Raw genomic sequence first — 25,639 nt, 5'->3', positions numbered from 1 at the left:
GCGTGGGTCAGGTTCCGTCGTCGGTGGGCGCCGTGCAGTCGCTCTCGGGGGGAGCCCCACGGGGCCAGGCGAGGCCGACGAAGCCGAGATCCCGGGTGGCCGGACGCAACTGGACGACGGCCACCGCCTTGTCGTAGGGATTGCCCTGGTTGTCCAGGCAGATCCAGCCGGAGACCCCGACGACCTTGTTGGGGCCGCGGACCCGGAGCCAGGCGTTGCGGATCTGGTCGAGCGGGGCGACCGGCTGGGCCTGGGTGGCGTTGGCCCGGACGGCCTGGATGGCCGTGGTGGTGGCGTCGTACGTGATGATGGTGCGCGAGTCGGTGAGAACGATCGGGCCGACGGGGCCGGCCGGCGGCCGTTCCGCCTCCCGGGCGAGCCGGGTGAGGGCCTGGAAGGCGGCCGGTGAGCCACCGGTGGCGGGCCTTCCGGGTCCCGACCAGGCATCGGGGTGCGCGGGCGCGGCGTACTGGAGTGTCACGCCCCGGGTGAGCGCCGGCCAGTCCAGTTTCCGGTCGGCGATGATGGTCGACGCACCGGAACCGGTGACGACCCGGTAGGTCTTCTCCGCACACGGCCGATGGCCCAGTTCGTTGAGGAACTGCCGCAGTTGGACCGGCCGGCCGGCGAAGTACAGGGTCTTCGCCCGGGAGCCGCAGATGCTGTTCACCATCTGCCCGAACACGGTGGACGTGTTGCCGTCGTCGTTGACGTTCCGGGGTGACTCGTAGATCTCCGGGGCCCTGGGCGCTCCGCGCGCGAGCCGGCGGAACGCGCCGCGCAGCGAGGTGATGTAGTCGTCGTCGGTGCGCTTGTCCTCGACGACCAGAGCGGTACGCGGATCGGTGTCCTGGTCGAAGTGCGCCAGGGCGTCGGCCTGGTCACGGGTGGTGGGCACGATCCGGGCGAATCCGGGATGGGGCCCGATGTTCTCGGCGGTGACCGGCCCCGCGACCACCGGAATGCGGCGTTCCACGGTCAGATGGCGGATGGCCTCCCGGGTGACCGCCGTGCTGACGTCGAAGCCGATGACCACGCGCAGGTTCTCGGCGGAGGCCGCGCGGCGGGCCAGGTCGTCGGCCACGGCCCGCCAGTGCGCGTGGTCACGGCCGGGGCTGGCCAGCAACAGCCTGATCCGCGGATTCTTGTCGTTGTCCTTCTCGTTGGCCGCGTACTGCGCGAGATACGCCCCCTGGACCTGTTCGAGGATCTTCCGCCGCTCGAAGGACTCGGGCGGGCTCATGGGCAGCATGAGGGCGATGCTGACGTAGGGAAACCGGACCGCGCGGGCGTTCTGCGCGGCGATCCGGGCGCTGATCGCGTCGAGATCCCGGGCGAAGCTGTGGCGCCCGTCGCTCACCCCGAAACACTCCGCCCCCTCGGCGGCCCGCCGCACCCCGGGCCCGCAGGACAGGTCCGGCCGCAGGGTCAGATACACCAGCCAGCCACCGGCGGCCAGGACGGCCAGCACGACGACGGAGGCCGCCGCCCTCGCCAGCCGGCCCGACCGCCGCCACCGGCCGCGCGCTCCACTTCCGGCGAACCGTGTCACCACACCCCTCCTTGTCCGTGCGGCCGGGGCCCCGGGTGGTCCCCGGCCCCGCCCCCCTCCCCGTGCCGGGCGCCGCCGCGGGTCCCGTCCGGACCCTCCGGCCCGGTGGGTCCGGTGAGCCGCAGGTCCGGCGCCTGCGCCTGTTCCCGGAGCTGGGCGCTCCACTGCCGGGCGGCCCGCCGGTACGTGGTGTCCTCCTCGTCCCGGGCCTGGTGCAGGATCTCCAGATCGGCCCGGACCGCGTCCAGGTCGTCCTCGCCCGGCAGGCAGTGGCACGGGTCGGACAGCCGCCACACCGTGGCGACCAGGCGCCGGATCGCGCGGTGGACCCGGTCCGGGCGAGCCGGGTCCGCGCAGGCGGGGCAGCCGGGCACCGGTGTCTCCCGGGCCCCGGAGGTGCCGGCCGGGACACCGGAACGGGGGGCCGCGCAGAGCGAGTTGAGACTCTCCAGCCAATCCCGGGGCGGGGTGGAGGCGAACCGGCGGTGCAGGGCGTGCACCACCACCTCGGTCCGCCCGAGTGCCAGGGTGTGGAAGAGGTACGCGTCCGGGTGCCCATCCGCGTACTCGTCCAGCCGGTGCGGGTCGTGGAGCGAGCGCAGCAGCAGATGCACCCGCTCCCGGCGCTCGTCCCGGCCCAGCAGGTGCAGCAGCAGGATCCGGGTGGCCCGGTCCCGGTCCAGCCGCTGGGCGCGCAGATGGGCGAGGGCCTGCTCGACCCGGGCCGCCGCGTCCTCGTCGGGGAACAGGGCGCGCCACAGCCGGACGGCGGACGGTTCGTCATCGGTGGCGCTGAGCAGCACCAGGCGCTCGCGCGCCTCCCGGTGCGGGAGCAGCCGCTCCAGCAGCCGCCCGGCGGTGGCGTCCAGCAGGGCCCGGCCGCCGACGGCTCCGCCCGTGCCCCGGAGCCGTACGCTCTCCTCGACCAGCAGGCGGGCACACCCCGAGCGGCCACCGCTGAAGCGCTCCACGAGGACGGGAAGCCCGGCCGGGTACCGGGGGACCACCTGGAGCATCGACCGGATCTGGAGGCCGGTCAGCGGAGCGAGGGCCAGCCTGACGCGGGCGAGGCCCGGCGGCAGCGCGGCGACGTCCCGTACCGGCCCGGCCGGGTCCGCCGTCCCGCCGAGCGAGGCGGCGACGACCACCGGACGGCCCGGCTCCGCGCCGACGGCGGCGAACCGTTCGGTGAGCGGGCCGAGGAAGCGCTCACCCAGCGGCGCGTGCGCGTTGTCGAGCAGCAGCAGGGGCTTGGCCGCCCGGTCCAGCCGCCGGCGCAGACCGTACTGGTCGCACACGTCCTCCACGAAGGCCCGCACCAGCCGTGCCTCGGCCTGGGCGCGGCTCACCCCGCCGCGGCGGAAGTCCCACACCGAGGCGAACAGCCGCTGTGCCGGGTCGCCCTGGAAGGCGTCGAGCTGGTCGCCCCACCAGCGCAGGGCGCCTCGCCCGGGACGGGCGCGCAACTGCTCGCGGGCCACCTCCAGCAACGGCTGCGCGGCCTCCGCCTCGGGGAAGACGGGCACCAGGGCGGCGGCCAGCCGGCCCACCACGTCGAGCCAGCGCTCCAGGGCCCGCCGGCGCGCCTGCCAGTCCGCCAGCTCGCTCGCCAGGACCGCGTCCACCTCGTCCTGTGCCCGGCGGAGTTCGGCGGGGGCCAGCCCCTCGTCCTCGGGGCGCCAGGCGGACACCACCACCAGCCCCACCGAAAGACGCCGGAACCGGATCCGCCGGGGGCCCAGACCGAGCTTGTGGGAGAGCAGATACAGCAGGCTCGTCAGCGGCGAGACATGGGAGTTCTCCAGCTCGTCGGCGCCCGCCCGCAGCGACGGCTCGCCCAGCCGTGGGTCCCCGCAGTCCGCCCTGGCCACGGCGACCCAGGGTTTGTAGGCCGTGTAGAGGCTGTCCAGCAGCAGGGTCTTGCCCGAATGCCGCTGCCCGACCACCTCCAGGACCGGATGGGCCCCGTCCTTCCGGCCGAACCGGCACACCTCACCGTCACGCCCGCGCCCCACCAACTGCGGCACCAGCCGGTCGAGTACGTCCTCCATCCCGTACGGCGTGGGTTCCATGGCACGCTCCCGTCCCCCTCGCGCCGCGCCCCCCGGGCCCGTACCGGCGCCCGTGTGAAGCTACCGGAGGCGGCGGGGAAGCCGTACGGGTTTCACCGGCGTGCGCCGCCACCCGGTGAAGTTGGCGCAAACCAGCCACCCGCTCGCCGTCCACCCCGCCACTCCGTGACCGCTGTCCCCCTCCGCCCCGTCCCCGGGCCAGGGAAGTTCTCCCGTCCGCGCATCCTCCGGAGGCGAGTTTGGCAGCCGTCGTGGCCGGCCCGTGCGGCCCGCCGGGGCCGTGGAGCCAAGGCTCGGCATGTCATCGGCTGTTGACGATCTCAGGTGGTCTAGTCCATGCTTTTCGGACGCCGAACGTCCGATCTCTGCCGCGTGGTTGCCCCCTCCGTGCCCGCGTGATCGCGGTGGCGACACCCCTTCGAGAGTGGAAACACCCATGCCCACGGCCGATCCCCACCCCTATCTTCACCGTGCCCCTTCGCCCGTCCCGTACTTCAGCGCCGACGGCGAGACCTATCTGACCCCGGCGCCCCTGCGCGAGCTGCGGAAGACCCGGCCGCTGCGGGTGCTCTCCGAGGAGGACTTCGCCTTCTGGCAGACGTACGGCTACGTCGTCGTGAGGGAGGCGATACCCCGGAGTGCCGCGAGCCGGCTGCTCGACTTCGCCTGGGAGTTCTCGGGCATGGACCCGGAGCGCCCGGACACCTGGTACCAGGAGCCTCCGTTCCGCTCCGAGCTCGACCGTGACCTGTACGTCTACGGCTTCGTGGAGGCGTACCACCACCAGCTCATCTGGGACAGCCGGCAGACCCGGCGGGTCTACGAGGCGTTCACCGATGTCTGGGACTGCGCCGAGCTGTGGGTCACCCTGGACCGGCTCAACCTCAATCCGCCCAATGTGGGCAGCCGTTCCCGCTCCCGGATCGCCCCCACCGAGCGGGGTTTCGACATCGAGCTGCACTGGGACGTCGACACCACCCTCGGGGTGCCGCCGCAGCGGGTGCAGGGGATCATCGCGCTCCATGACACCGGCGCCGAGCTGGGCGGATTCCAGTGCTGTCCTGAACTCTTCCGGCAGTTCGACCAGTGGAAGGCCGGCCGGCCGGCGGACCGCGACCCCTTCCGGCCGAGCATCGACCGGGCGGAGACGCCGGTGGTACGCCCCGAGCTGGGCGCCGGCGACCTGCTGATCTTCAACGGGATGCTGGCGCACGGCGTGGCACCCAACACCTCGGAGGGCGGCGTCCGGGCGGTGCAGTACCTCTCGATGATGCCCGCCCTGGAGACCCACCGCGCACTGCGGCGCTCCCGGGTCGAGTCCTGGCGCACCCTGGCCACCCCGGAGTGGAACGCCACCCTGCTCGGTGACGCCGTCCGCCCCGAGTCCCAGCGCTACGGCCCCGCCGAGCTGACCGGCCTCGGCCGCAGGCTCCTCGGCCTGGACTCCTGGCAGGGCGAGGACGGCACGGGGGAGGGGACATGAGCCGGATCTGCCTGACCCTGCCCACCAACCGGCCCTGTGCCGAGGCGATCACGGCACTCGGCGAGGAGGCGGTGTACGCCGCCGAGCGGTTCGGGGCCGAGGTGTGTCTGCTGGTCCTGGACTCCTGCGAGCCCCCGGAGTACGAGCGGCACGCCGCCGCGGTCCGCGAACTGCCCGGCCACCCGGGCGTCACCGCGTACCACCTGGACGAGACGGCCCAGCGCGACTTCCTGAAACGGGTCGTCGACCGCACCGGCGCCCCCGGGCCCGGACGGCTGCTCGATCTGATGCTGCCCGACGCCCTCTCCTACGGCGCCTGCACCAACCGGGCCTTTCTGCTCGCCGCCGCGCTCGGCTGTGAATCCGTGCACCGCCGGGACTCCGACAGCCGCTACCAGACCGGCCCGGACGGGCGGCCGGTCTTCCCCGTCCACCACGAACTCGCCGCCATCGGCCGCCGCGCCGCCGACGCCGCGCCGGCGGTGACCGAGACCGCGCTCGACCCCGCGCACCCGGACCGTCCGGTGGCCATGGTGGGTGCCTCCTTCATCGGTGAACTGTCGGTGGACATCGGGGAGATACGCGCCCTCGACCCCGACACCTACCGTGAGGTGGTCGGACTGTGGGCCCCCGCGCACTGGTCGGCCGAGCAGAGGCGGGAGCTGGCCGACGACTCCTTCGCGGGGGCCGGCACCGAACCCTTCACCGAGGACCACTCGCTGCTCACCGTGGTCGATCCGATGCGGGTCGACATGTGCAACATCGCCTTCCACGGGGTGCAGGAGCACATCCCGCTGCTGCCCGCCACCGACACCATCGGCAGCGACTACTTCCTCATCCATGTGGTGCACAAGGCGGGGCTGCCCGGTGTGCTGCACAACCGGCACATCGTCAATCACTACACCGGTGAACGCCGCACCGACGCGGGCTTTCCGGCCTACCAGACCCGGTTCACCAAGTTCCTGCTCTCCATGCTCCATCTCCACCCGGTCTACGACCGGATGACCGCGGCCGGCCCCGGCCTGCTGGACGAGCGTCACCGGCCCCGCCCGGAGCTCGTCGCGGCCTTCGCCCGCGAGAGCGCCGCGGTGGACCGGGCGGAGAACGTCCGGCGGCTCGACGTGCTGGACGCGGCCTACCGCCGGCTCGGCGGCCGTTACGCGACCTTCGCCGACCGGCTCGCCCCGCGCCGCGCCCTCCTGCTGGACGCCGCCCGGCGGGACATCGAGGACTTCGCCCTGCTCACCGACGTCTGGCGGTCGCTGATCGAGGCGGCCCGGCACACCACGGTGGCACCCGCCCGATGAACGACCACTCGCCGCGGACCACCGGAAGCCGTGTCCCGGACGACGCCCCGGACGACGCTCCGGAGGAGGCGCTGTACGACGCCCTGGCCGCCGCGCCCGACGACCGGATCGTCTACGACCTCTCCGGCATCGAGCGGCGCTACCGCCGACTGCGCCATGAACTCCCCGACGTGGCCGTACGGTTCGCCCTGAAAGCCTGCCCGGTGGACGAGGTGATCGAGCACCTGGCCCGGCTGGGCGCCGGGGCCGACGCCGCGAGCCCGCGCGAACTGGCGCAGGCCCGCCGGGCCGGTGTCCCGGCCGATCTGACGCACTACGGCAACACCGTCAAGTCCGACCAGGACATCGCCGACGCCCATCGCCTCGGCATCCGTACCTTCGCCACCGACAACTCCGAGGACCTGGCCGCGATCGCCGCCCACGCCCCCGGCGCCCGGGTCTACTGCCGCCTCGCCACCAGCGGGGCCGGCGCCCTGTGGGGCCTCAGCCACAAGTTCGGCTGCCCGCCCGGCGATGCGGTCCGGCTCCTGACGGCCGCCGGTGACCTGGGGCTCGTCCCGGCCGGGCTCTCGGTGCACGTCGGCTCCCAGCAGATGACCGCCGACGCCTGGAGCGAGGCCCTCGACCTGCTCGCCACCACCCTGACCGAGCTGCTCCGGCGCGGCATCGCCCCGGACCACATCAACCTCGGCGGCGGGCTGCCCGCGCTGGGCTGCCTGGACCGGTACGGCAACCCGCTGGACCCGCCGCTCGACAAGATCTTCGCCGTGCTCAGGGAGGGTGTCGGACGACTGCGCCGGATCCACGGCGGCCCGCTCGCCTTCGTCATGGAACCGGGCCGCCATCTGGTGGCCGACAGCGGCGCCGTCCGCGCCCGGGTGGTGCGGCTCGCCCGCCGCCGCGCCCCGGACGGCCGGGTCCGGCACTGGCTCTATCTGAGCTGCGGCAAGTTCAACGGGCTGTACGAGTCGGACGCCCTCCAGTACCGGCTGCGCTTTCCCACCCACCCCGGCGGCGAGCGGATCCCGGCCGTGGTGGCGGGCCCCACCTGCGACAGCGACGACGCCTGGGACCACGACGACCGCGCGCTCGTCGCCGTACCGCGCGCACTCGCCTCCGGCGACCCCGTGTGGGTGCTGTCCAGCGGCGCGTACGCCACCAGCTATCTCACCCAGGGCTTCAACGGCTTCGCACCGCTGCCGCACAGCTGTGTCGCCGGCACCGGGCGGACGGCGGCGGACCACCGATGACCGGCGACGAACCCACCCCCGCCCCCGCCTCCCTGCCCCCCGCCCCCGCACGGCGCCTCCCGGCACCGGCCGTCCGGGTGCGCCGGATCCAGGAGGGCGACTGGAGCGCCATCACCGCCCTGGAGGCGGCGGCCTACACCCCGCTCGGCCTGAGCGAGGGCGAACAGCGGCTGCGGTCCCGCGCCGCCGTCTCCCCGGAGACCTGCTCCGTGCTGCACCTCGGTGACCGGCTCGCCGGCTATCTGCTCTCGCTGCCCTGCCCGCCGTTCCGCTGCCCGGACCTGGACCGCGCCGAACAGCCGTCCGCCCCCGGGCCGCACGCCGGCAACCTCCACCTCCACGACCTCGTCATCGCCCGGGAACTCCGGCGCCAGGGCCTCGCCCAGCGGCTGATCCGCCATCTCCGCCGGACCGCCGGGTCGCTCGGGTACGAGCGGATCTCGCTGGTCGCCGTCGGGGGAGCCGACCCCTTCTGGGCGGCCCGGGGGTTCACCGCCCACCCCGGCGTCCGACCGCCCGCCGGCTACGGCGACCAGGCCGTCTACATGTCCCAGCGTCTCGAAGCGAGTTGATGTCGTGCCCCGTCCCTCCGTCTGCCAGGGCTCCTTCGGCCGCGGCCAGTTGGCCATCGCCGCGCTGTTCTGCGCGCTGGGGTTCCAGTACGCCACCTGGGCCGCCCGCATCCCGGCCCTGAAGACCGAACTGCGGCTGACCGACGCCGAGGTCGGCGTCCTGCTGATGGCCGCGGGGGTCGGGGCCAGCGTCTCCTTCCCGCTGGTCGCCCTGCTGATGCGGCGGCTCGGCTCGCGGCGCCTGTCGCTGCTCTCCCTGCTCGGGCTCACCGCGCTGCTGCTCGCGCTGGCCGTCGCCCCGAACTACCCGCTCGCGCTGGTCGTCCTGTGCGCCGACGGGGTGCTGGTGGGCTGCCTCAACACCGCGATGAACGCACAGGGCGCCGCTCTGGAGGCCGCCCACGGCCGCAATGCCATGGCCAGGCTGCACGCCACCTTCAGCGGCGGTTCGCTGCTCGCCGCGCTGCTCGCCTCCGGTGTCACCGCGCTGACCTCTTCGGTCCTGGCCCACTTCGCGGTGGCCGCCGCCCTCCTGCTGCTGCTCTGTGCCTCGTCCCGCACCGGACTGCTCGGTGAGGAGGAGCCCGCCCCCGGGGCCGCGCCCGGGAAGCGCCGCGGCCGGCGGCTGGCCCTGCCCGCCGGGGCCACCTGGTGGATGTGCGCCGCCATGGCCTTCGGCACGGTCACCGAGGGCGCCATGAACGACTGGTCCGGGCTCTACCTCAAGGAGATCGCCGAGGCGCCCGCCGCGCTGCTCCCGCTGGGCATCGCCTCGGTCTCCGGCACGATGCTGCTGGTCCGGCTCTTCGCCGACCGGTTCCGGGCCCGCTGGGGCGACGGCCGGGTGGTGCTGTACGGCAGCGCCCTGGCCGCCGCCGGGCTGGCCTTCGCGCTGATGGCCGGCGGAGTCGTACCGGCGCTCACCGGCTTCGCGTGCGTGGGGCTCGGCGTCGCCGCCGTCACCCCCTGCGTCTATGTGGCCGCCGCCCGGCGGAGCCCCGAGGACCTGGCCCTGGTCGCCGCCATGGGCACCACCGGGCTGCTGGCCGGGCCGCCGCTCCTCGGCCTGGTCGCCGGGGCCGGCAGCCTCGTCTGGGTGTTCGCCGTGGTCGCGGGGTGCGCGGCCGCGGTGTCCCTGTGCAGCGTACGCATCCCGTGGACCCCCCGGGCGGCGCCGGAGCCCGAACCGGTCACCGGCTGAACCCGTTTGGCGCCGGCCGCCCCCACCCGGCGTACCGCGCGAGCCCCCGGAAGCCGTCCGGGGGCTCGCGCACCGGCGGCCGCCGGTCCGACTCGGAACCGTACGCGGTGACCTACCGCCTCGCGGTGCGGTCGAAGGCGGCGCGCGCCCAGAAGTGACCGACGACGATGAGGCCCACGCACCAGGCGAGCGCGAGGTAGCCGCTGTTGCCGATCCCGGTTCCCATGAGCAGCCCGCGCAGGGTCTCGATCACCGGGGTGAAGGGCTGGTACTCGGCGAACCAGCGCAGCCCGGTCGGCATCGAGTCGGTCGGCACGATGGCGCTGCCGAGGAAGGGCAGGAAGGTCAGCGGCATCGGTGTGTTGCTCGCGGACTCCGGGGTCCTGGACACCAGCCCGATGCCGGCCGACAGCCAGGTCAGCGCCAGGGTGAGCAGGATGAGCAGCCCGATCGCGGCGAGCCACTCCACGGCGGTGGCATCGGGGCGGAAACCGATCGCGACCGCCACACCGATCACCAGGGCGATGGCGATCAGGGTCTGGATCGCGCTGCCGACGACATGACCGGTGAGGAACGCGGCGCGGGAGATCGACATCGTACGGAACCGGTTGACGATGCCCTCGGTCATGTCGACGCAGACGCCGACCGCCGTGGCCACCGCCCCGGCTGTCGCGGCCATGAGAATGATGCCGGGAGCGACATAGTCGATGTACGCCCCGTCGCCCGCGCCGGGGATTCCGGCGCCGAGGGCGCCACCGAACGCGTAGGTGAACAGCAGCAGCATCATCACCGGCATCGCGACGACGGAGAAGGTCATCGACGGATAGCGCAGCGCGTGCCTGAGGTTGCGGCGCAACATGGTCATCGAGTCGCCGAAGGCGTGGGTGAGGGTGCTCATCGGGCCATCTCCGTGGCGGTGTCGGGGGTCCCGTGACCGGTGAGGGTGAGGAAGACGTCGTCGAGGTCGGGGGTGTGCACGGTCAGCGACTCGGCCCGTACCGCCGCGTCGTCCAGTGTGTCGAGGACGGCCCGCAGGGCCGGAACGCCGCCGTCGCCGGGGACGCGGAGCGTGAGTTCGTCCAGATCGCGTGCCGCCCCGCCGAAGTGCCGTGCGGCGGCCTCGAGTTCGGCGGCGTCGCTGAACCGGAGCCGGATGTGGCCGCCGGGGACGCGACGCTTCAGCTCCTCCGCGGTGCCCTCGGCGACCAGCCTGCCCCGGTCGAGGACGGCGATGCGGTCGGCCAGTTGGTCGGCCTCCTCCAGGTACTGCGTGGTGAGGAAGATCGTCACGCCGTGCTCCGTGACCAGACCGCGGATGATCTCCCACATGGTGCGGCGGCTGCGGGGGTCGAGCCCGGTGGTCGGCTCGTCGAGGAAGATGATCCTCGGGTCTCCGACCAGGGTCATCGCGAGGTCGAGCTTGCGGCGCATGCCACCGGAGAAGGTGCTCACCGGGCCGCGCGCCGCCTCGGTCAGCTCGAACCGCCGCAGGAGTCCGGCGGCGCGCCGCCTGCCCTCGCGGCGGGGCAGATGCTGGAGGTCCGCCATGAGGAGCAGGTTCTCCTCCGCCGTGAGGAGATGGTCGACGGCGGCGAACTGGCCGGTGACCCCGATGGCGGCGCGCACCCCCTCCGGCCGTTCGGTGAGGTCGTGGCCGGCGACCCGGGCGCGGCCGGCGTCCGGGGCGATGAGCGTGGACAGGATCTGGACGGTGGTGGTCTTGCCGGCGCCGTTGGGGCCGAGCAGGGCGAAGACGGTGCCCTCGGGGACGGCCAGGTCGATGCCGTCCAGGACGACCTTGTCGCCGTAGGACTTGCACAGCCCCAGGGCGGAGATCGCCGGTGGAGCGGTGGTCGGGGATGTCGTGGTCATGAGATCCGCCTCCGGCGGCTGCGGGATGGGTGATGACATGGTGGTAAGGACATGGGCATGACTATTCATGGAGTGGGCGCCGCCACGGGATCCGGCGCGGTGACCCGCGCCGGGGTCGTCGGGGGTGGCCCCCGGGCGTCCCCCGGCGGTCCGGGGAGTTCAGGCGCGGTGACCTCTGGGCGTCCCTCCGGTGGTCCGGGGAGGGCTCAGGCGCGGCGGATCACGATGTCGCCGACGCCGGCACGGGCATGGATCTCGACGGTCTCCTCGGAGGCGCCGGGTCCCTCGGCGGCACCGAGCGAGTTGCGGACGGTGCCGACCCGGGAGTTGACGTCCAGCCAGGCCGCGGTGGACTCCCGGACACCGATCTCCACACCGCCGGCGGCGGTCTGGAGCCGCAGCACCCCACGGGCCACGTCGTCGAGGCGGATGGCGCCGTTGGCGGACTTCGCCTCCACGGAGGCGTGGGCGACGCCGACCGTGATGCGGCCGTTGGAGGAGTTGGCCGTGAGATCACCGGTGATCTCGCCGACCGTGGTCTCGCCGTTGCCGTTCTTGATCGTCGCCGTCCCCGTGATCCCGCCGATCTCGATCCGGCCGGATCCGTGGATCTCGACCTCGCCCGCCGCGCGGCCGACACGGATGTCCCCGTGGTCCGTGCGCAGGTTCACGGCGCCGGCCTCGTCGAGCCGGATGTCGCCGAGCGAGGTCTTGACCCGGCACTCCCCGAGCGGCCCCTCGCCGGTGTAGTCCCCCATGGGGGAGGTGCAGTCGAGGCGTGAGCCGGCCGGGAGTTCGACGGTCACATCGATCGATCCGTGCTTGCCGAACAGCGAGCGCTTCCGGGGTCCCTTCACGGTCAGGGTGCCCTGGGCGTACGCGACCTCGGTCTGCTGCACCGCCCGTACGTCGGCGTCCTCGGCCCCGTTGCTCGGCAGCACCTCGACGACCGTGTCCGGTCGCTCGCCGGCCACGATCCGCACCTTGCCGACCTCGAACTGGAGGATCGCGGTGATGGGTCCGGGGGTTTCATAAGAAGGCATGGCTGTCCCGTCCTCTTGGCTCTGATGTCCGATGGATGCGCGCGTCGGCTCCGGTGGATGTGCGCGCGGGTGTCGCGGGTGATGCGAGGGCGGTGCTCGGCCTAGCGGACCCAGCCCCGGTAACTCTGTCCCGGGCGGGCGGCCCGGGCGGTGGCCCCGCCCGACCCGGCCGGTTCCAGGGCGACGGCCACCGCCCGTACGAGCCAGGCGTTGACCGACAGGCCCTCCCGGCCGGCGGCGTCCTCGACCCGGGCCTTGAGGTGCGCCGGGAGCCGGAAGTTGATGCGCGCGGTGCCGCTGTCCTCGCCGTCCCCGACGGATGGCGCCATGGGTGCGGCGGGTGGCGCCAACGGTGGCGCCATGCCGGTCGTGCCGCCGTCGGGCGCCTCGGCGGCAGGTGGCGCCGTCACCACGAATTCGGGGTCGAGTCCCCGCAGTCGCACGTCCACCGAGCCCGGCGCCAGCTCGCGGGTGATCTCGTCCGAAGCGGCGGACAGGGCGTTGAGGAGCGTCAGCCGCGCGGCGGACTCCAGCGGCGCGGTGAGCCGCTCGGCCAGGGCGCGCGCCTCTTCGCCGCCGGCGCCCGCGGCGACCGCGAGTTCCCGGCGAAGGTGATCGACATAGGGGGTCAGGTCCATGGAGAGATAGTGGCACCAGAATGGCACCATGGCAAGTCCTCGTGGCGCCATGCGGCGTTGTGTGGCGCCACGTGAGGTGCCATGGCGCTAGTCGGGAGGTGTCACGATGCTGGCGCGGGAGGTCCCATGGCGCCGGGAGGGGTGTGCCGCGCGCCTCGCGGGACCGGCGGCCGTACGCGAAGGGTGGCCCCGCTCACGCCGGCTTCGGAAAGCCGAGCCTCCGCTCACGCCAGCTCCGGAAACCAAGCTCTGGTGATTGCTCCCGGCCGGGGGGTTGAGCGCGCGAGCGCCGATGCCGGAGACTCGGCCGGGCCGGAAGCCCACCCCCCGCTTCCCCAGGCCCCACCCCCCCCACAAGGAGGCCCCCGTGCCGACGCATGGCCGCAAGCTCCGCACCCCTCTGTTTGTCATGACCGCCGCAACCTCGGCCTGTGTGATGGCCCTGGTCGATCCCCTCTCCGCGCAGGCCGCCACGTTCTGGGACGGTGACGCGGGCAAGGGCACCGGAGTGTTCGGCAGCGTCGAGTGCGCGACCCCGGGCAGCCTGGTCACCGCGGCCCAGACCGACGGGCACGGGACCGTGTTCCGCTACACCAAGTCGGTCGGCACCTACCGCTGCGAGTCGCGCGGCATCAAGGCCGGCGGCTCCCGTTACGCCTTCGCCGCCGACAAGACCTACTGGCTCGGCTGGGAGCAGAAGTTCTCCGTCGTCCCGGCCGGCGGCGACTGGGTCCCCTGGCAGTGGAAGTCCTATCCCAACAGCCAGCAGAACTACCCCGTGCTGATGACCGTCGGGAAGGGCAGGGTCAACCTCGTCTACGCCGGGCCCGGTCAGGACTGGAAGTACATCTGGTCCAAGCCGGTCACCGCCTTCGACTGGAACCGCGTCGCCATCGGCATCCACACCTCCGGCTCCGCCTCCTCCGGCTGGGTCGAGCTCTACTACAACGGTGCCCGGCAGACCTTCACCAACGGCTCCACCCGCTTCACCGGCCGCACCTGGGACTCCGCCAACGAGCCCAAGTGGGGTGCCTACGACCGGGGCAACACCAGCACCGAGATCGTCAACCGCGTCGACAGCCTGAAGATCGGCACCGCCTACGCCGACGTCTCCTGACCGCCCCGCCCCGCCCCGCAGCGCGGCCCCTGCCCTCCCGGTCTTCCGGCCGGGGCCGCGCGCCTCCCCGCACCGGCGACGGGACGGCTCCGAGCACCGCGCCCCGGGTCATGGCGGGCGGAAGCGGAGCCGGCGGTGCACCGCGACCGCCGGCGCGTCCGGCGTCAGCACCGCGAGTCCCGTGACGGTGCCGGTACGCGCGCCACGGCCCGGGGCGCGGCCACGTGCGCGTCACCTTCCTCCTCGGACACGGCGAGGTCGCGCCGGTGACCCGGGAGGTCCTGCGCGAGGCCGAACCCGGTCGCTCCCGCCGCCCCCACGTACACGCCGGACAGCGCCTGCCGGAGCCACCGCACCTCGCGAACCGTGGCCGTCCGGCGGACGGCGGTCCGGGCGGACGGTCAGGAGGCGGGCGGACGGTCAGGAGGCGGGCAGCCACTCCGGGCGCTGGGAACCGCGCGGCACCAGGATCTGCCGGTAGCCGCCGGGGGTGTCCGACATCCGCACCTGGTCGGTGACGCCCTGGTAGTGGCCGAGCGGGGTCTCGGCGGTGAACAGCTCGGGGTCCGGGTAGGAGTGGAGCTCGCCCGTGCCCGCGGTCTGCCGGGCGTACTCCTGGTCGAAGATGCCCAGGGAGAGGATCCACAGGGCGACGCGGGACAGGGAGACATGCACCCGGTAGCTGCCGCCGTCCCTGGCACGGCGGCGCAGCGCCTCGGCGATCCCGGCCGTCATGAACCACGAGACGAGGTAGTCGTTGACGACGGTGATCGGCGGCAGGGCCGGCTCGTCGCCGTCGCCCTCCAGGTGCAGCAGGCCGGTGAGGGCCCCGGCGGTCTGGTCGAAGCCCAGGTAGTCCTTCCACGGACCGGTCCGCCCGTTCAGCGACACCGTGGCGTAGATGAGGCCGGGGCGGCGGGCGACGGCCTCCTCCTCGGACAGGCCCACACGGTCCAGGAACCCGGGGCGGCGGTTGGCGTAGAAGACGTCGGCCTCGGACTGGAGCTTGTGAATGAGGGCCAGGCCCTCCTCGGTGTACGGACTCACCGTCGCGGAGCGCACCCCCACACCTGTCGTGTGGTAGGTGACATCGTGCTCCAGCTCGTACGGGCGCCACAGGTTGAGCACATCGGCACCGTGCAGGGCCATGGCGCGTCCCGCGCCCGCTCCGGCGATGATGTGGCCCATGCCCAGCGCGCGTACGCCGTCGAACGGGGCCGCCGGGTCGGCCGGCAACTGCTCCGGGGCGCTGTCTCCGACCCGGGTGATCTCCACCAGCGGCATCCTGGAGAGCACCTGCTGGTACTGCGCCTCGTCCAGGATCTCCCGGGGCGTGCGCACCATCGGCATCACACACCCGGCCTCGGCGCCGGCCCGCTCCAGCTCGCGGGCGTCCCACTTCGCGATCGCGGCGGCGACGTGCTCGGGCACCTCGCCCACGCCCAGCAGCCGCTGGGCGGCGACCTTGATGTTGGGGTAGATGTTGAACGGCATCATCCAACGCCCGTCCGCGGTGCGGTAGAAGTTGTTCGCCAGCGCCATGTTGACGATGGACGGTGTGCCGCTGGGGTAGCCGTTGAGGAGCTCCCACTTGCCCTCGTAGAAGGGGCACAGGCGGTGCGGGCCCTTGCGGAGGTCCATGTGGATGTCCTGGCCGCGGCCGGTGCGGTCCTTCCACAGAGCGGCGATGGCCGCCGACTTGGCGACCAGGGAGATGCCGGAGGCCGCGCCGAGCCGAAGGGTGCTCGGTACGACGGGGTCGGCGCCCTCGAAGGTGATGTGGCCCCCGGTGTCGCCCGGTCGCAGGCCGATCTCCCGGAGCACCTGGTCGGTCTCGGCGTGGACGTCGAACGCGTCGTCGGTGGCCGGGCCGGCGACGGCCTTCTTGATCTTGTCGGTGAGGTCCATGATCTCTTCGCTTCTCAGTGACGTTCAGGGGGGATGGGACCGTCAGGCGCGGGTGCCGCCGGAGTCGGGAGTCTCGCCCAGGGCGCGCATGAGGGCGATCTGCGCGCGGTCGCGCTCGGCGGCCAGCTCCTCGACGGTGCCCGTGCCGAAAGCCTCGTTGGCCTGCTCGACGAGAGTGGCCACGGTGGCATCGTCGAAGGTCGGGTCGCCCAGAGCCGGCCACATGGTGGTCTCCATGGCGCGGCCGAGGTGCTCGATGAAGTGGGGCAGCCCGCCGGGGCCGCCGCCGAGATGGAAGGTGCGGAAGGGGCCGCCGACCGCCCAGCGCGGGCCGAGGGAGGAGGTGACGATCTCGTCCAGCTCCCGCTCGGTGACCACGCCCTCCGCGACGAGGTGCACGCACTCGCGGAAGAGCGCGGACTGCAGACGGTTGGCGACGAAGCCGGGGACCTCCTTGCGCAGCACTTGCGGCTTCTTGCCGAGCGCGGCGTAGAACGCCCTGGCCCGCTCGACGGTCGCCTCCGAGGTCCGCTCGCCGGGCACGATCTCCACCAGCGGCACCAGGTGCGGCGGGTTGAAGGGATGGCCCACGACGAGGCGGGCCGGCTGCCGCATCGCGGTGGCGATGGCGCTGGCGGGAATGCTGGACGTCGAGGTGGCCAGCAGCGCGTGCGCCGGGGCCGCCTCCTCGATGGCCCGCCAGATCTCCCGCTTGAGCTCCAGGCGCTCGGGGCCGTTCTCCTGGACGACGTCCGCCTCCGCGACGGCGGTGGCGAGGTCGGCCTCGAAGGAGAGCCCCTCGGTGAGGTTCCCGGTCGGCAGGCCCAGCCCGGCCAGGGCCGGGGTGATCCCGGCGAGGCCCGCGCGGACGAGGTCCTCGATGTCCTCGCGCGGGTCGCTGACGACCACGTCGATTCCACGGGCGAGGAAGAGACCGGCCCAGGAGACGCCGATCACGCCGCCGCCGATGATCGCGGCGCGCCGGTAGGAATCCAGAACGGGCTCGGCAGCAGAGGCGGCAGAGGTCGCAGAGGCCGCAGAGGTCGGAGAGGTCGCAGAGGTCATGGTCTCGCAGCTTTCTCGAAGAGGTGTGCCGGTTCTCCCGAAGAGGTGCGCCGGGCTTCCCGGTGAACGCCCGTGGCGGGGGAAGCGGCCGTCCCGGACGTACCCGCCGGCTCAGGCGGCGAGGTAGTCGTGGACCGGCTCGACGGGGTTCAGGGACAGGTCGGTGACGATGTGGCTGGCCCGGACGATCTCCAGGACCGGCAGGTCGGCGAGCGGCGCCATGACATGGGCGGACAGCTGGAGCCGGGCCGGGGCGGTGAACGCGCTCCTCACGGTGGCGTCGGTGACCCGGGTGCGGACCAGTTCGCAGATGCGCGGGGTGCCGTCGTAGTTCGGGACCGTCTTGACCATGAAGGCGGCCGAGCAGATCTCCGCGCGGGCCTCGTCCGGGTCCAGCACGTGGTGCTTGTAGCCCATGGTGGCCGTCGCCACGCGGAGGGTGCCGTAGTCGAGCGTGCCGACCAGGGTGTCGGAGTCGAGGTAGAGGCGGGGGGAGCCGGACTTCTTCGGGTACGCGCTGTACTCGCGGCCGCTGGAGATCGCCGGGACGCTGTCCACGTACATCGCCAGGTTGAACTCGCCCGCCTCGCCCTCGTGCTCGACGGCGATCAGCTGGCCGGCCTCGGTGTAGTCGCCCAGGCCGGTTACGTCGGGCATGCGCATGATCTCGAAGCGGACGACCGGGTCCGTGACGGTCAGCGGCTCGGGGACCAGCCGGCGCAGCGCGTCGGGGTCGGTGCGGTAGTAGATGTTCAGGTACTCGCGATCGGTGAAGCGGTACCGGGTGGGCGCGTAGGCGGGGGAGTCCACCGGGGTGGTGAAGAGCCGGGCGACGTCCTGCTCGTGCATGAGGGCCTCCAGGGGAGTCGCCACCGGAAGGAGACCGGTGGCGGTCCGCGCACATCTCGCGGATTGCTCCCGCATCGGATTTTCTGGGGGAGGGGCGCCAGGTGCCGCTGGTGTGCTGCTGGTGAACGCCCACCACCCAGTGCACACCTCTCAGGGCAGGTCTGTCCAATATATGCTTGGGTCATGGCTCATATGCTTGAGGATATTCAGCTGACCAGGCGACTGCTGGAGCAATTCCTGGCGGTGGCCGACGAACGGCATTTCGGGCGCGCGGCCGAACGTCTCGGCATGAGCCAGCCGCCGCTCAGCCAGTCGATCCAGCGCCTCGAACGCGGCCTGGGTGTCACGCTGTTCGAGCGCGGCCCCGGCGGCGTCGCGCCGACCGCCGCCGGCGAGGTCTTCGCCGTGGACGCGCGACGCCTGCTCGACTCCCAGTCCGCCGCCATCGAGCGCGTCAGGCGCGTCGCGCGCGGCCTGGAGGGCGATGTCCGGGTGGGGTATGTGAGCATCCTCAGCCATCACTACCTTCCCGGGCTTCTCCGCGCCGCGGCCGAGGAACTGCCCGGCCTGCGGGTGCACCTGCACCAGGACTCGCCCGCGGCCCTCGCGGAGATGGTGCGCTCCGCCTCGCTCGATCTGGCGTTCCTCCGGGACCCCTCCCACCTGTCGGCCGAGCTCGTCAGCCGCGATTTCGCGGTCGAGCGCATCGCGGCGGCGGTGCCGCACCGCCATCCGCTGGCCGGCCGCGACGAGGTCGGTCTGAGCGAACTGCGCGACGAGGACTTCGTCCTCCCCGACGCCGGCGCGCTGCCGACGCTGGCTCACCAGGTCCAGCTCGCCTGCGGAGAGGCGGGGTTCACTCCCCGGAGCCGTGCCGTCTCGGACGACCTGACCGGACTGTTCAGTTATGTCGCCTCCGGCTTGTGCGTGAGCCTGCTGCCCGAGCGCCTCCGTGACTTCCATGTCCCCGAAGTGGCCTTCGTCCCCCTGCGGGAGACCTCGCCGCACCTGGAGACCACCCTGGTCGCCGTCCACCGCCCGGACACCGACACCGCCGTCACGCGCCTGCTGGAATTGATCGCCCACCACATGGCCTCCTGACCGGCCCCCGGCCGCCCGCGTCCGCCGGGCCCACTCGCTCCCGTGGCGCCGGCGGACACGGGCTCTCGCGGCGCGCCGCGCACGGATGCCCCCGGATGCCGCCGCACCCCTGCGCGCCCGCGTGCCCGAAGGGTGGCGCCATGGGTGCGGCGGGTGGTGCCACTGGGGGCACCGCGTCGGTCGTGCCGCTGGCGGGCGTCTCGGCGGCAGGTGGCGCGGTCACCACGAACTCGGGGTCGAGTCCCCGCAGCCGTACGTCCACCGAGCCCGGTGCCGGCTCGCGGGCGATCTCGTCCGAGGCGGCGGACAGCGCCATCGAAGGTCGCCCATGGCGCACTGCCTCTCCACGGACCTGACCCTCACGCCGACACCTTCGCCGGGAGCTCGCGGTCGCCGCGGGCGCCGGCGGTGAAGAGGCGCACGGCCTGGCCGAGCGGCTCACCGCGCCACTGGAGTCCGCCGCGCGGCTGACGCTCCTCAAGGCCCATATGGCGCCACTCGCCGCACCGGACGGTGCTCGCGCCACCGCAGTGCCACGGGTGGCGCCAGTGGACGGTGCTCCGGCGGGGTGTGGGCCGAGCCGGCGTCTTCCGCTGCTCCGGTTCCGGTGGAGCGGTGGCACCGACGACGCGTCGGGTCACCACTCGCTTCGGGCCCGGCCCGGATCGGAGACCGGCTGCCCGGATCGACGTCCTCTCCCGCGGCCGTCCGGCGAGGTGGACGCGCTCGGCCTCACCCGGACACCGCGACGGCTGTCGGCCTGAGCGGCCGGCGGATCGGCGGCGCGCGGGGGTGTCGCCCATGGCGCGGCGGCCGTCGCGCCACCGCTTCCGCTTCCCGGTGCGCCGGTCGGGGCCGGCGACCCGGCGGGCCCACCGCGCCGCTGACGCCCTGATCCAGGGGTGGGACGGAGGTAGTCCTCCCGCTCGCGGGCCAGGGCCTCGCGGTCCGGCGACGGCCCCCGGCCCTCCCGGAACGCGAAGTCCGTCGCACCCCCTGAGCCGGGGTGCCGCGACGATCACTGAAGCGGGAGTGAGCGGGGGCCGGGCCGGAGGACCGCCGGTGGGCGTGCCGCAGGATGATGACGGGTCAGGCCGCGCGATGCCGTGTCGCGCCCCGCTGCCGCAGCCGCGCCTGGATCCGGCCACCGATGACACGGGCGTCGAAGACGGGTTGGGGCGCGGTCGCCGGTCCGCGCACGTTCCAGCCGTCGTCGAGGCGGAAACGGCTGCCGTGCCACGGACACTGGACGCAGCCGTCGGACAGCGTGCCCTGCGAGAGCGGGCCGCCCAGATGGCTGCAGGTATCCGCCAGCACACGGACGGTGTCGTCCTGTTCGCGCACGACCAGGACGGGCACGTCACCGAGGTGTCGCCGTACGGGATGGCCGACGAGCAGACCGGCGAGGTCACCGATGTCCTGCCACCCGTCGGGGACGAGATGGGGCACGGCCTCGGCGTGGTTGGCGCCCGACGCCTGCCGGTAGGCGAGGTGCCCGCCGATGGCGCCGCCGATGCCGACCACGCCGAGCCCGGTGAAGCCGAGGACCTTGCCCGGTGCCGTCCGGCCGCGCGCGCGGGCCAGGAACGACGCCGCGTACAGGACGACGGCCGTGACATTGGCCGCCGCGTGCACCAGCCCCACACGCATCTGCGGCCGCTGCGACTCGGCCCAGTCGGCCCAGCCCGCCATGGCGGCCGGGGCGGCGGCGGCCAGCCCCACGCCGATCAGGGCCTGAGCCGATCCATGCCGGCCGGGCAGGGTGTCCAGCACCGCGGCCGAGAGCCAGGTGCCGATCGGGACCTGCACCAGCAGCGGGTGGAGCGGGTGACCCAGCCGGCGGCCGTGCAGCAGGTCCTTGGCCGGGCCGGGCGGCAGGACGCGCACGGCCCGTTGTACGACCCGTACGGCGCTGTCGAGCCGGCTCCACCGCTCCAGCCGGTCCATAGCGGCCAGGACCCTGCCGGGTCCCTCCGCCCGGGGAGTGCGCCGGCCGGCGGTGGTCGAGGAACGGAGTGTGTCCATGGCGGGCGGGTACCCTCCCGCCCGGCGTGAAACGGACCACCGCCCGGGACGGGCCTCCGGGCGGCGGACCGGACGGGCGCCGCGCGGTCACCGGTCGGAGGCCGCCCGCGGCGGCATCCCGCCGGCCGCCACCGTGACGCGTTCCCCGGGGGCGCAGCGCACGATCGCGTCCGCCCAGCCCCGTTCCCCGGCATGGCGGAGAAAGGCGTCCAGCGGCGAGCGGAAGACGGTGTAGTCGTCGTAGTGCACCGGCAGGGCCCGCCTCGGCCGCACGGTCTCCAGGAGTTCGACGCCCTGCCGGCCGTCCATGGTGACCAGCAGCCCTCCGGGCAGGGTGGTTCCGCCGAGGTGGACGACGGCCAGGTCCAGGTCCGGGCAGCGCCGGGCGATCTCCCTGACGCCCTCGTACATGAGCGTGTCACCGGTGAGATACATACGCAGGCGTACCGGCCCGCCCAGATCGCCGAACTCCAGCAGGCTGCCCATCACGGGCGGCAGCAGACGGGCCGCCGGCCCCCGGGCGTGGGCGCCGGGCAGAGAGGTGACACGGACCTGCTGCCGGCCGCTGATGAGCGGGTGACCCTCCCAGGTGCGCAGGCCCACGGCGCGGCGGAAGCCGTGCAGCCCCTGGAGACGGCGGGCCGCGTGCGGCGTGGTGACCACGGGCAGCGAGCGGTCCAGATGGCGGCGGGTGACGCGGTCCCAGTGGTCCCCGTGCAGGTGGGAGAGGACGACCGCGTCGAGGTCCTGTGGCAGTTCCCGTACGTCCAGGGCCGGTTCCGTCAGCCGCTTGGAGACCAGGCCGTGGCCCAGATAGGCCCGCTGCCCGCGGTGCAGGAAGTTCGGGTCGGTGAGCAGCGTGAGATCGCCGTACCGGATGAGCAGGGTGGCGTTGCCGATGAAGGACAGCTCGGCGGACGCGGCGGGGGGCACGGTCATGTCGTGACTCCTTCGGCGGGGACGCGTGCGGCTCGGACCCGGACGGCGAGGGGGGCTCCGCGCGGGCCGGGCCCCGGGCACGTCCGGCGGCGTGGTGACGGGTGACGAGTGCCACGACCGGAGCATGCCTCACCCCGGCGGCCGGGATTTCCGTACGGGCTACGGGCTACGGGCTACGGGCTACGAGACACGAGCTGCGGGCTGCGACGGGCTACGAGACACGAGCTGCCGGGTACGAGGCGGCGCGGACTCACCCGGAGGCGCGCTGATCTCCCCGGTCCGTGTCCGGGCGCGGGGACGACCGAGTACCGGAGCACGGCTGTACCGGCGGCGGCCGCCACCGAGGACGGAGCATCCGCACTCCGGGCTTCCCGCGCCCGGACCGCGCGGGGTGGCGCGGGGCGACATCAACGGCGGCATCGACGGCGACGGCGGCGACTTGTCCGCGCTCATGGCCCTGCCCGCCGCACCGGCGACCGGCCCCCACGCGCGCCCGCGCCGACCGCCTCACCGACGTCGCGAGCGCCCTCCCGGTGAGCGCGGGGACGGCTGAGCCCGGGTGACGGTCACCGGCCGAGGGCCTCGCGCACCCGGACCGGCCCACGAGGCCCGGCACCGGTGCCGGGGCTCGGTGCGGTACGTGCCCGAACGCCCCGTCGGTGGCGGGTCGCCGGCAACCGGCCACGGAGGCGGGCGGCCGGCGAGCCGGGCGGACCGCGGTCCGGCGGCGGCGCGGCGGCCGGGCGGCACACGGCCGGCCCGGTCACCGCCGGGCCGGCGCGGACCCTCGCCGGGGTGTGCCCGGCCGGCACCGGCAGTCCCGGGGCCCGGCCGGTCCACAGGAGGCGCATGGGTGCCACGGAGCCGTCCGCCTGCTCCGTTCGTACCAGTAGCGGTGGCCCGTGCCGGGCGGGGCGGCCACGGTGAGGTGGGCGCAGGCAGCCGCGCCGGTGCCTCATCCGCCTGGACAAGGGAGCTGGTCATGTCCGAACGCAACACGATGCTGCGCGCTTCACACGATGTGGGACTGGCCGCCTGGTTCGGCGGCTCTCTGATGGGCGCGGTCGGCCTGAACGGCGCGGCGCGGAGCGAGGGCGGCACCTGGCAGACGGCCGCGCGGATCGCCAGCTCGGGATGGGCGAAGTGGACACCCGTCAACGCCGCGGCCATCGCCGTCCACCTGTTCGGCTCCGGCGGGCTGCTCGCCGTGAACGCCCCACGCGTGGCCACCCAGCAGGGAGTGGCCACCTCCACACTCGCCAAGACCGTCCTGACCGGCGCGGCCCTCGGAGCCACCGCCTACAGCCGGGTACTGGGCAAGAAGATCGAACTCGCCACCTCCTCCGACCCGCAGGACGCCGAGAAGGCCGCCCGGCACCCGATCGACACCGACAAGGCCGGACGGCACCTGACGTACGCGCAGTGGGCCGTCCCGGCACTGACCGGCGCGCTGCTGATCCTCAACGCCCTGCACGGTGAACAGCAGCGCCCCGCCCAGCAGTTCCAGGGCATGTGGCAGCGCGCCCGTTCATTCACCCCGAACATGCCCTCCGGAGCGGACTGGCACTGGACGCACTAGGGGCATCACTCGCGGCGGTACGGGCAGGAGCGCGCCCGGTCGGCGGCGACGAGCGCGCGGGACACGGGTGGCGCGCGAACGGCGGAGGGACGCGGACAGCGCGCCGGAGCTCCCGGCCACCGCATACCCCCCCCCGCGGACGGTACGACTCGGTACGACTCGTTCTCAGCACCGCCTGCCGCGCCCCCTGCCCCCGTTCCCCGCTGCTCCCGCCGCGGCGGCCCCCGTCACGGGGCGGCCTGTGGCCTGCCCGTGGCGGCCCGCTCCGTGCGGGTGCCCCGGGCAGGTCACCGGGGCGGCGGCCGGTCGCCCCGGTCCGCCGCGTCCTGGGCCGTCGGGATTTCGGCGAGGTCGCCCCGGATGGTGAGGGCCGCGTCCGCCCCGGTGATCGTCAGCAGCCGCTCGGACCGGGCCGGGACGACGACCGGTGTGAGAGCGACGTCGTCGGCCCGGGCGCGGCGGAGCGGGCGCGGCACACTGTCGGGGCCGGAGGAGTGCCGGAAGGCCGCCCGCGGCATGTCCGGCACCAGGTGGCGGTGCGCACCCTTCGTGCGCACCGCCTGCGGCGGCGGCCCGCCCCGGCAGGACGCCGGACGGGTGGAAGCGCGGCGGGCCGGCCACGGTGATCACGGCGAGGTGATCCCGCTCGTGCCGGACGGTCACTCGCGGTCCCGGCGTTCATCCGGGAAGACTCCCGCCGGGGCGGCCCGGTCCGGCGGACTCCTCGGGCGGCAGACCGGCCAGAGCCGCGGCCCGGTCGGTGCGACGGGTCTCGGGTCCGAGCCATTCGCAGAACAGGACGGTGGCGTCGTCCTGCAACTGCCCGCCGTGGTGGTCGAGCACGGCGTGCATGAGGCGCCGCAGGGTCTCGGGCACGGGCAGGCCCTCGGCGTGGTGCCGGTCGAGGAAGTCGGTGAAGCGGTCCACACCGAACTCCTGGCCGCCGGCTCCGCGGGCCTCGATGATGCCGTCGGTGTGGAGCACGACCCGGTCCCCGGGCTCCAGCTGGTGCCGGCACGGCGTCACGGCCAGGCCCAGGCCCGTGCCCATCGGGTGTGCGGGACGGCAGCCGAGATGGCTGTGCCAGCGGCCGCCGCGCATGAGCACCGGCGGATGGTGCCCGCGATTGACCCACGTCAGCACCCCGGTACGGGTGTCCAGGTCGGCGAGGATGCCGGTGGCGTAACGGGTGTGACCGTACTGCTCGATCAGCGCCCGTTCGATCCTCTCGGTGGTCTCGCCCAGTCCCATGCCCTGGCGACGGGAGTTGCGGCAGGTCGCCATGGCGAGGTTGGCGGTCAGGTCGGCGGCGGTGTCGTGGCCCATGGCGTCGAAGACCGACAGGTGCACCACGTGGCCGGCGGTGGCGTAGTCATAGGCGCCCCCGCTGATCGAGTAGGCGGGCTCCATCGCCGCGGCGATCATCACCCGGCCGTCCGCGTAGCTGCGCGGCGGCATCAGGTTCCACTGCATCTCGGCCGCGATGTTCAACGGACGGACCCGCGTCAGCCGCGCCAGCGCGTCGCTGTTCCTCTCCTTGCTGTGCAGGATCAGAGCGATCACGGCGGCCAGCAGCGTCATGTCCTCCCGCGCCGCCGCGTCGCGGTCGGCGGTGGTGACCCGCAGCACCCCCAGCCGTTCGGTACCGTCGAGCAGAGGCACCCACCAGTGCCCCTCCCCGCCGCCCTCCGGAGTCCCGGGAAGGATGCGTCCGTACTGGTAGGCGCGTCCCGCGGGGCTGTCGTCGATCTTCAGCTCGGCTTCCTCGCCGACCGTGTCCTCCCCGGCGTCCAGGCCCTCGCCCGTCAGCAGCCGCAGCACATCCCGCTGGAGATCCCCGAGATAGATCAGGGCCTGGGTGAATCCCACGGCCCTGGCGTTCTCGGCCACGACGGACGGCAGCAGTTCCAGCGGCATCAGGTGGCTCGCGGTCAGCAGCCCCGCCAGCATCCGCCGCCCCCGCGCATCCCGGCGCTCATCGCTCATCGGCCGCGTTCCGTCCTTGTCGAAGGGCGACACGCCGCTCGCGCGCGGCATGCTCCTGGTTCCATGGTCCCTCTACCCCG

22 protein-coding genes are annotated in these 25,639 nt (G+C 73.7%); 8 read left to right on the top strand and 14 right to left on the bottom strand.

The annotated features are described in order from the left end of the window. Positions 1–7: 7 nt before the first annotated feature. Positions 8–1,552 (bottom strand): ABC transporter substrate-binding protein, encoded by a 1,545-nt coding sequence (locus NX801_RS07695; protein WP_258786367.1) that lies wholly within the window; start codon positions 1,550–1,552, stop codon positions 8–10. After that, positions 1,549–3,624, bottom strand: coding sequence for a hypothetical protein (locus NX801_RS07690; protein WP_258786366.1), 2,076 nt, complete (start codon positions 3,622–3,624; stop codon positions 1,549–1,551). Before NX801_RS07690 ends, NX801_RS07695 begins: the two co-directional genes overlap by 4 nt. Positions 3,625–4,060: 436 nt before the next feature. On the opposite strand from NX801_RS07690, the gene NX801_RS07685 reads away from it, so the two are divergent. From NX801_RS07685 to NX801_RS07665, 5 genes are read left to right on the top strand one after another with little or no spacing between them, the layout of a single operon-like run. Then, the gene (locus NX801_RS07685; RefSeq protein WP_258786365.1) at positions 4,061–5,107 is read left to right on the top strand and encodes a phytanoyl-CoA dioxygenase family protein; all 1,047 of its coding nucleotides are present in this window, start codon (positions 4,061–4,063) and stop codon (positions 5,105–5,107) included. Then, complete coding sequence (locus tag NX801_RS07680; protein ID WP_258786364.1) at positions 5,104–6,414, top strand: DUF6271 family protein; 1,311 nt, start codon at positions 5,104–5,106, stop codon at positions 6,412–6,414. The genes NX801_RS07685 and NX801_RS07680 overlap by 4 nt, the downstream gene beginning before the upstream one ends. Continuing rightward, positions 6,411–7,664, top strand: coding sequence for a type III PLP-dependent enzyme domain-containing protein (locus tag NX801_RS07675; RefSeq protein WP_258786363.1), 1,254 nt, complete (start codon positions 6,411–6,413; stop codon positions 7,662–7,664). The genes NX801_RS07680 and NX801_RS07675 overlap by 4 nt, the downstream gene beginning before the upstream one ends. Next, on the top strand, positions 7,661–8,236 hold the full coding sequence (locus NX801_RS07670) for a GNAT family N-acetyltransferase (RefSeq protein ID WP_258786362.1): 576 nt from the start codon (positions 7,661–7,663) through the stop codon (positions 8,234–8,236). Before NX801_RS07675 ends, NX801_RS07670 begins: the two co-directional genes overlap by 4 nt. A 4-nt stretch (positions 8,237–8,240) precedes the next feature. Further along, on the top strand, positions 8,241–9,437 hold the full coding sequence (locus NX801_RS07665) for an MFS transporter (RefSeq protein ID WP_258786361.1): 1,197 nt from the start codon (positions 8,241–8,243) through the stop codon (positions 9,435–9,437). A 112-nt stretch (positions 9,438–9,549) separates the two neighbouring features. On the opposite strand, the gene NX801_RS07660 is transcribed toward NX801_RS07665, so the two are convergent. The 4 genes from NX801_RS07660 to NX801_RS07645 form a co-directional block, all read right to left on the bottom strand. Next, the gene (locus tag NX801_RS07660; RefSeq protein ID WP_258786360.1) at positions 9,550–10,335 is read right to left on the bottom strand and encodes an ABC transporter permease; all 786 of its coding nucleotides are present in this window, start codon (positions 10,333–10,335) and stop codon (positions 9,550–9,552) included. Then, on the bottom strand, positions 10,332–11,309 hold the full coding sequence (locus NX801_RS07655) for an ATP-binding cassette domain-containing protein (RefSeq protein ID WP_258786359.1): 978 nt from the start codon (positions 11,307–11,309) through the stop codon (positions 10,332–10,334). The genes NX801_RS07660 and NX801_RS07655 overlap by 4 nt, the downstream gene beginning before the upstream one ends. Before the next feature lie 206 nt (positions 11,310–11,515). Then, positions 11,516–12,352 carry a DUF4097 family beta strand repeat-containing protein gene (locus tag NX801_RS07650; RefSeq protein WP_258786358.1) on the bottom strand — a complete coding sequence of 279 codons (837 nt, stop codon included), beginning with the start codon at positions 12,350–12,352 and terminating at the stop codon, positions 11,516–11,518. Between the two features lie 101 nt (positions 12,353–12,453). Further along, positions 12,454–12,990, bottom strand: a complete 537-nt coding sequence (locus NX801_RS07645; RefSeq protein ID WP_258786449.1) for a hypothetical protein — start codon at positions 12,988–12,990, stop codon at positions 12,454–12,456. 367 nt (positions 12,991–13,357) lie between these two features. Here NX801_RS07645 and NX801_RS07640 point away from each other — a divergent pair, with 367 nt between their 5' ends. Continuing rightward, positions 13,358–14,107 carry a polysaccharide lyase family protein gene (locus NX801_RS07640; protein ID WP_258786357.1) on the top strand — a complete coding sequence of 250 codons (750 nt, stop codon included), beginning with the start codon at positions 13,358–13,360 and terminating at the stop codon, positions 14,105–14,107. A gap of 420 nt (positions 14,108–14,527) precedes the next feature. Here the strand turns inward: NX801_RS07640 and NX801_RS07635 are convergent, their stop codons facing one another. From NX801_RS07635 to NX801_RS07625, 3 genes are all read right to left on the bottom strand, one after another. After that, a complete protein-coding gene (locus NX801_RS07635; RefSeq protein WP_258786355.1) occupies positions 14,528–16,015 on the bottom strand; it encodes a CoA transferase in 1,488 nt (495 codons plus the stop codon). A 42-nt stretch (positions 16,016–16,057) separates the two neighbouring features. Then, positions 16,058–17,080: a 3-hydroxyacyl-CoA dehydrogenase NAD-binding domain-containing protein gene (locus NX801_RS07630; protein ID WP_258786353.1), complete on the bottom strand. Its 1,023-nt coding sequence runs from the start codon at positions 17,078–17,080 to the stop codon at positions 16,058–16,060. 111 nt (positions 17,081–17,191) lie between these two features. Then, positions 17,192–17,929, bottom strand: a complete 738-nt coding sequence (locus NX801_RS07625; RefSeq protein ID WP_258786351.1) for an acetoacetate decarboxylase — start codon at positions 17,927–17,929, stop codon at positions 17,192–17,194. 183 nt (positions 17,930–18,112) lie between these two features. On the opposite strand from NX801_RS07625, the gene NX801_RS07620 reads away from it, so the two are divergent. Beyond that, on the top strand, positions 18,113–19,030 hold the full coding sequence (locus NX801_RS07620) for a LysR substrate-binding domain-containing protein (protein WP_258786350.1): 918 nt from the start codon (positions 18,113–18,115) through the stop codon (positions 19,028–19,030). 359 nt (positions 19,031–19,389) lie between these two features. Here the strand turns inward: NX801_RS07620 and NX801_RS07615 are convergent, their stop codons facing one another. The 3 genes from NX801_RS07615 to NX801_RS07605 form a co-directional block, all read right to left on the bottom strand. Further along, positions 19,390–19,671 (bottom strand): hypothetical protein, encoded by a 282-nt coding sequence (locus tag NX801_RS07615; RefSeq protein ID WP_258786348.1) that lies wholly within the window; start codon positions 19,669–19,671, stop codon positions 19,390–19,392. Positions 19,672–20,119: 448 nt separating this feature from the next. Beyond that, positions 20,120–21,055, bottom strand: a complete 936-nt coding sequence (locus tag NX801_RS07610) for a Rieske (2Fe-2S) protein (protein ID WP_258786347.1) — start codon at positions 21,053–21,055, stop codon at positions 20,120–20,122. A gap of 87 nt (positions 21,056–21,142) precedes the next feature. Further along, the gene (locus NX801_RS07605) at positions 21,143–21,994 is read right to left on the bottom strand and encodes an MBL fold metallo-hydrolase (RefSeq protein WP_258786346.1); all 852 of its coding nucleotides are present in this window, start codon (positions 21,992–21,994) and stop codon (positions 21,143–21,145) included. A gap of 982 nt (positions 21,995–22,976) precedes the next feature. Here NX801_RS07605 and NX801_RS07600 point away from each other — a divergent pair. Continuing rightward, positions 22,977–23,573, top strand: coding sequence for a hypothetical protein (locus NX801_RS07600; protein ID WP_258786345.1), 597 nt, complete (start codon positions 22,977–22,979; stop codon positions 23,571–23,573). A gap of 287 nt (positions 23,574–23,860) precedes the next feature. Here NX801_RS07600 and NX801_RS07595 read toward each other — a convergent pair whose 3' ends face one another. Together NX801_RS07595 and NX801_RS07590 are read right to left on the bottom strand one after the other, a co-directional pair. Then, positions 23,861–24,130 carry a hypothetical protein gene (locus tag NX801_RS07595; protein ID WP_258786344.1) on the bottom strand — a complete coding sequence of 90 codons (270 nt, stop codon included), beginning with the start codon at positions 24,128–24,130 and terminating at the stop codon, positions 23,861–23,863. 121 nt (positions 24,131–24,251) lie between these two features. Further along, positions 24,252–25,523, bottom strand: coding sequence for a PP2C family protein-serine/threonine phosphatase (locus tag NX801_RS07590; RefSeq protein WP_258786448.1), 1,272 nt, complete (start codon positions 25,521–25,523; stop codon positions 24,252–24,254). Between the last annotated feature and the right edge of the window lie 116 nt (positions 25,524–25,639).

This window comes from Streptomyces pyxinae, assembly GCF_024756275.1.
Taxonomy (GTDB): Bacteria; Actinomycetota; Actinomycetes; order Streptomycetales; family Streptomycetaceae; genus Streptomyces; species Streptomyces pyxinae.
The sequence above is the reverse complement of the archived record's forward strand: the minus strand, read 5'-3'. Positions and strand labels throughout refer to the sequence as shown.

Excerpts from the sequence above, each read along its gene's own strand:
- NX801_RS07690 (WP_258786366.1), bottom strand. The coding sequence starts at position 3,624 with ATGGAACCCACGCCGTACGGGATGGAGGACGTACTCGACCGGCTGGTG.
- NX801_RS07685 (WP_258786365.1), top strand. The coding sequence starts at position 4,061 with ATGCCCACGGCCGATCCCCACCCCTATCTTCACCGTGCCCCTTCGCCC.
- NX801_RS07680 (WP_258786364.1), top strand. The coding sequence starts at position 5,104 with ATGAGCCGGATCTGCCTGACCCTGCCCACCAACCGGCCCTGTGCCGAG.
- NX801_RS07675 (WP_258786363.1), top strand. The coding sequence starts at position 6,411 with ATGAACGACCACTCGCCGCGGACCACCGGAAGCCGTGTCCCGGACGAC.
- NX801_RS07670 (WP_258786362.1), top strand. The coding sequence starts at position 7,661 with ATGACCGGCGACGAACCCACCCCCGCCCCCGCCTCCCTGCCCCCCGCC.
- NX801_RS07660 (WP_258786360.1), bottom strand. The coding sequence starts at position 10,335 with ATGAGCACCCTCACCCACGCCTTCGGCGACTCGATGACCATGTTGCGC.
- NX801_RS07655 (WP_258786359.1), bottom strand. The coding sequence starts at position 11,309 with ATGACCACGACATCCCCGACCACCGCTCCACCGGCGATCTCCGCCCTG.
- NX801_RS07650 (WP_258786358.1), bottom strand. The coding sequence starts at position 12,352 with ATGCCTTCTTATGAAACCCCCGGACCCATCACCGCGATCCTCCAGTTC.
- NX801_RS07645 (WP_258786449.1), bottom strand. The coding sequence starts at position 12,990 with ATGGACCTGACCCCCTATGTCGATCACCTTCGCCGGGAACTCGCGGTC.
- NX801_RS07635 (WP_258786355.1), bottom strand. The coding sequence starts at position 16,015 with ATGGACCTCACCGACAAGATCAAGAAGGCCGTCGCCGGCCCGGCCACC.
- NX801_RS07630 (WP_258786353.1), bottom strand. The coding sequence starts at position 17,080 with ATGACCTCTGCGACCTCTCCGACCTCTGCGGCCTCTGCGACCTCTGCC.
- NX801_RS07625 (WP_258786351.1), bottom strand. The coding sequence starts at position 17,929 with ATGCACGAGCAGGACGTCGCCCGGCTCTTCACCACCCCGGTGGACTCC.
- NX801_RS07620 (WP_258786350.1), top strand. The coding sequence starts at position 18,113 with ATGGCTCATATGCTTGAGGATATTCAGCTGACCAGGCGACTGCTGGAG.
- NX801_RS07610 (WP_258786347.1), bottom strand. The coding sequence starts at position 21,055 with ATGGACACACTCCGTTCCTCGACCACCGCCGGCCGGCGCACTCCCCGG.
- NX801_RS07605 (WP_258786346.1), bottom strand. The coding sequence starts at position 21,994 with ATGACCGTGCCCCCCGCCGCGTCCGCCGAGCTGTCCTTCATCGGCAAC.
- NX801_RS07600 (WP_258786345.1), top strand. The coding sequence starts at position 22,977 with ATGTCCGAACGCAACACGATGCTGCGCGCTTCACACGATGTGGGACTG.
- NX801_RS07590 (WP_258786448.1), bottom strand. The coding sequence starts at position 25,523 with ATGCTGGCGGGGCTGCTGACCGCGAGCCACCTGATGCCGCTGGAACTG.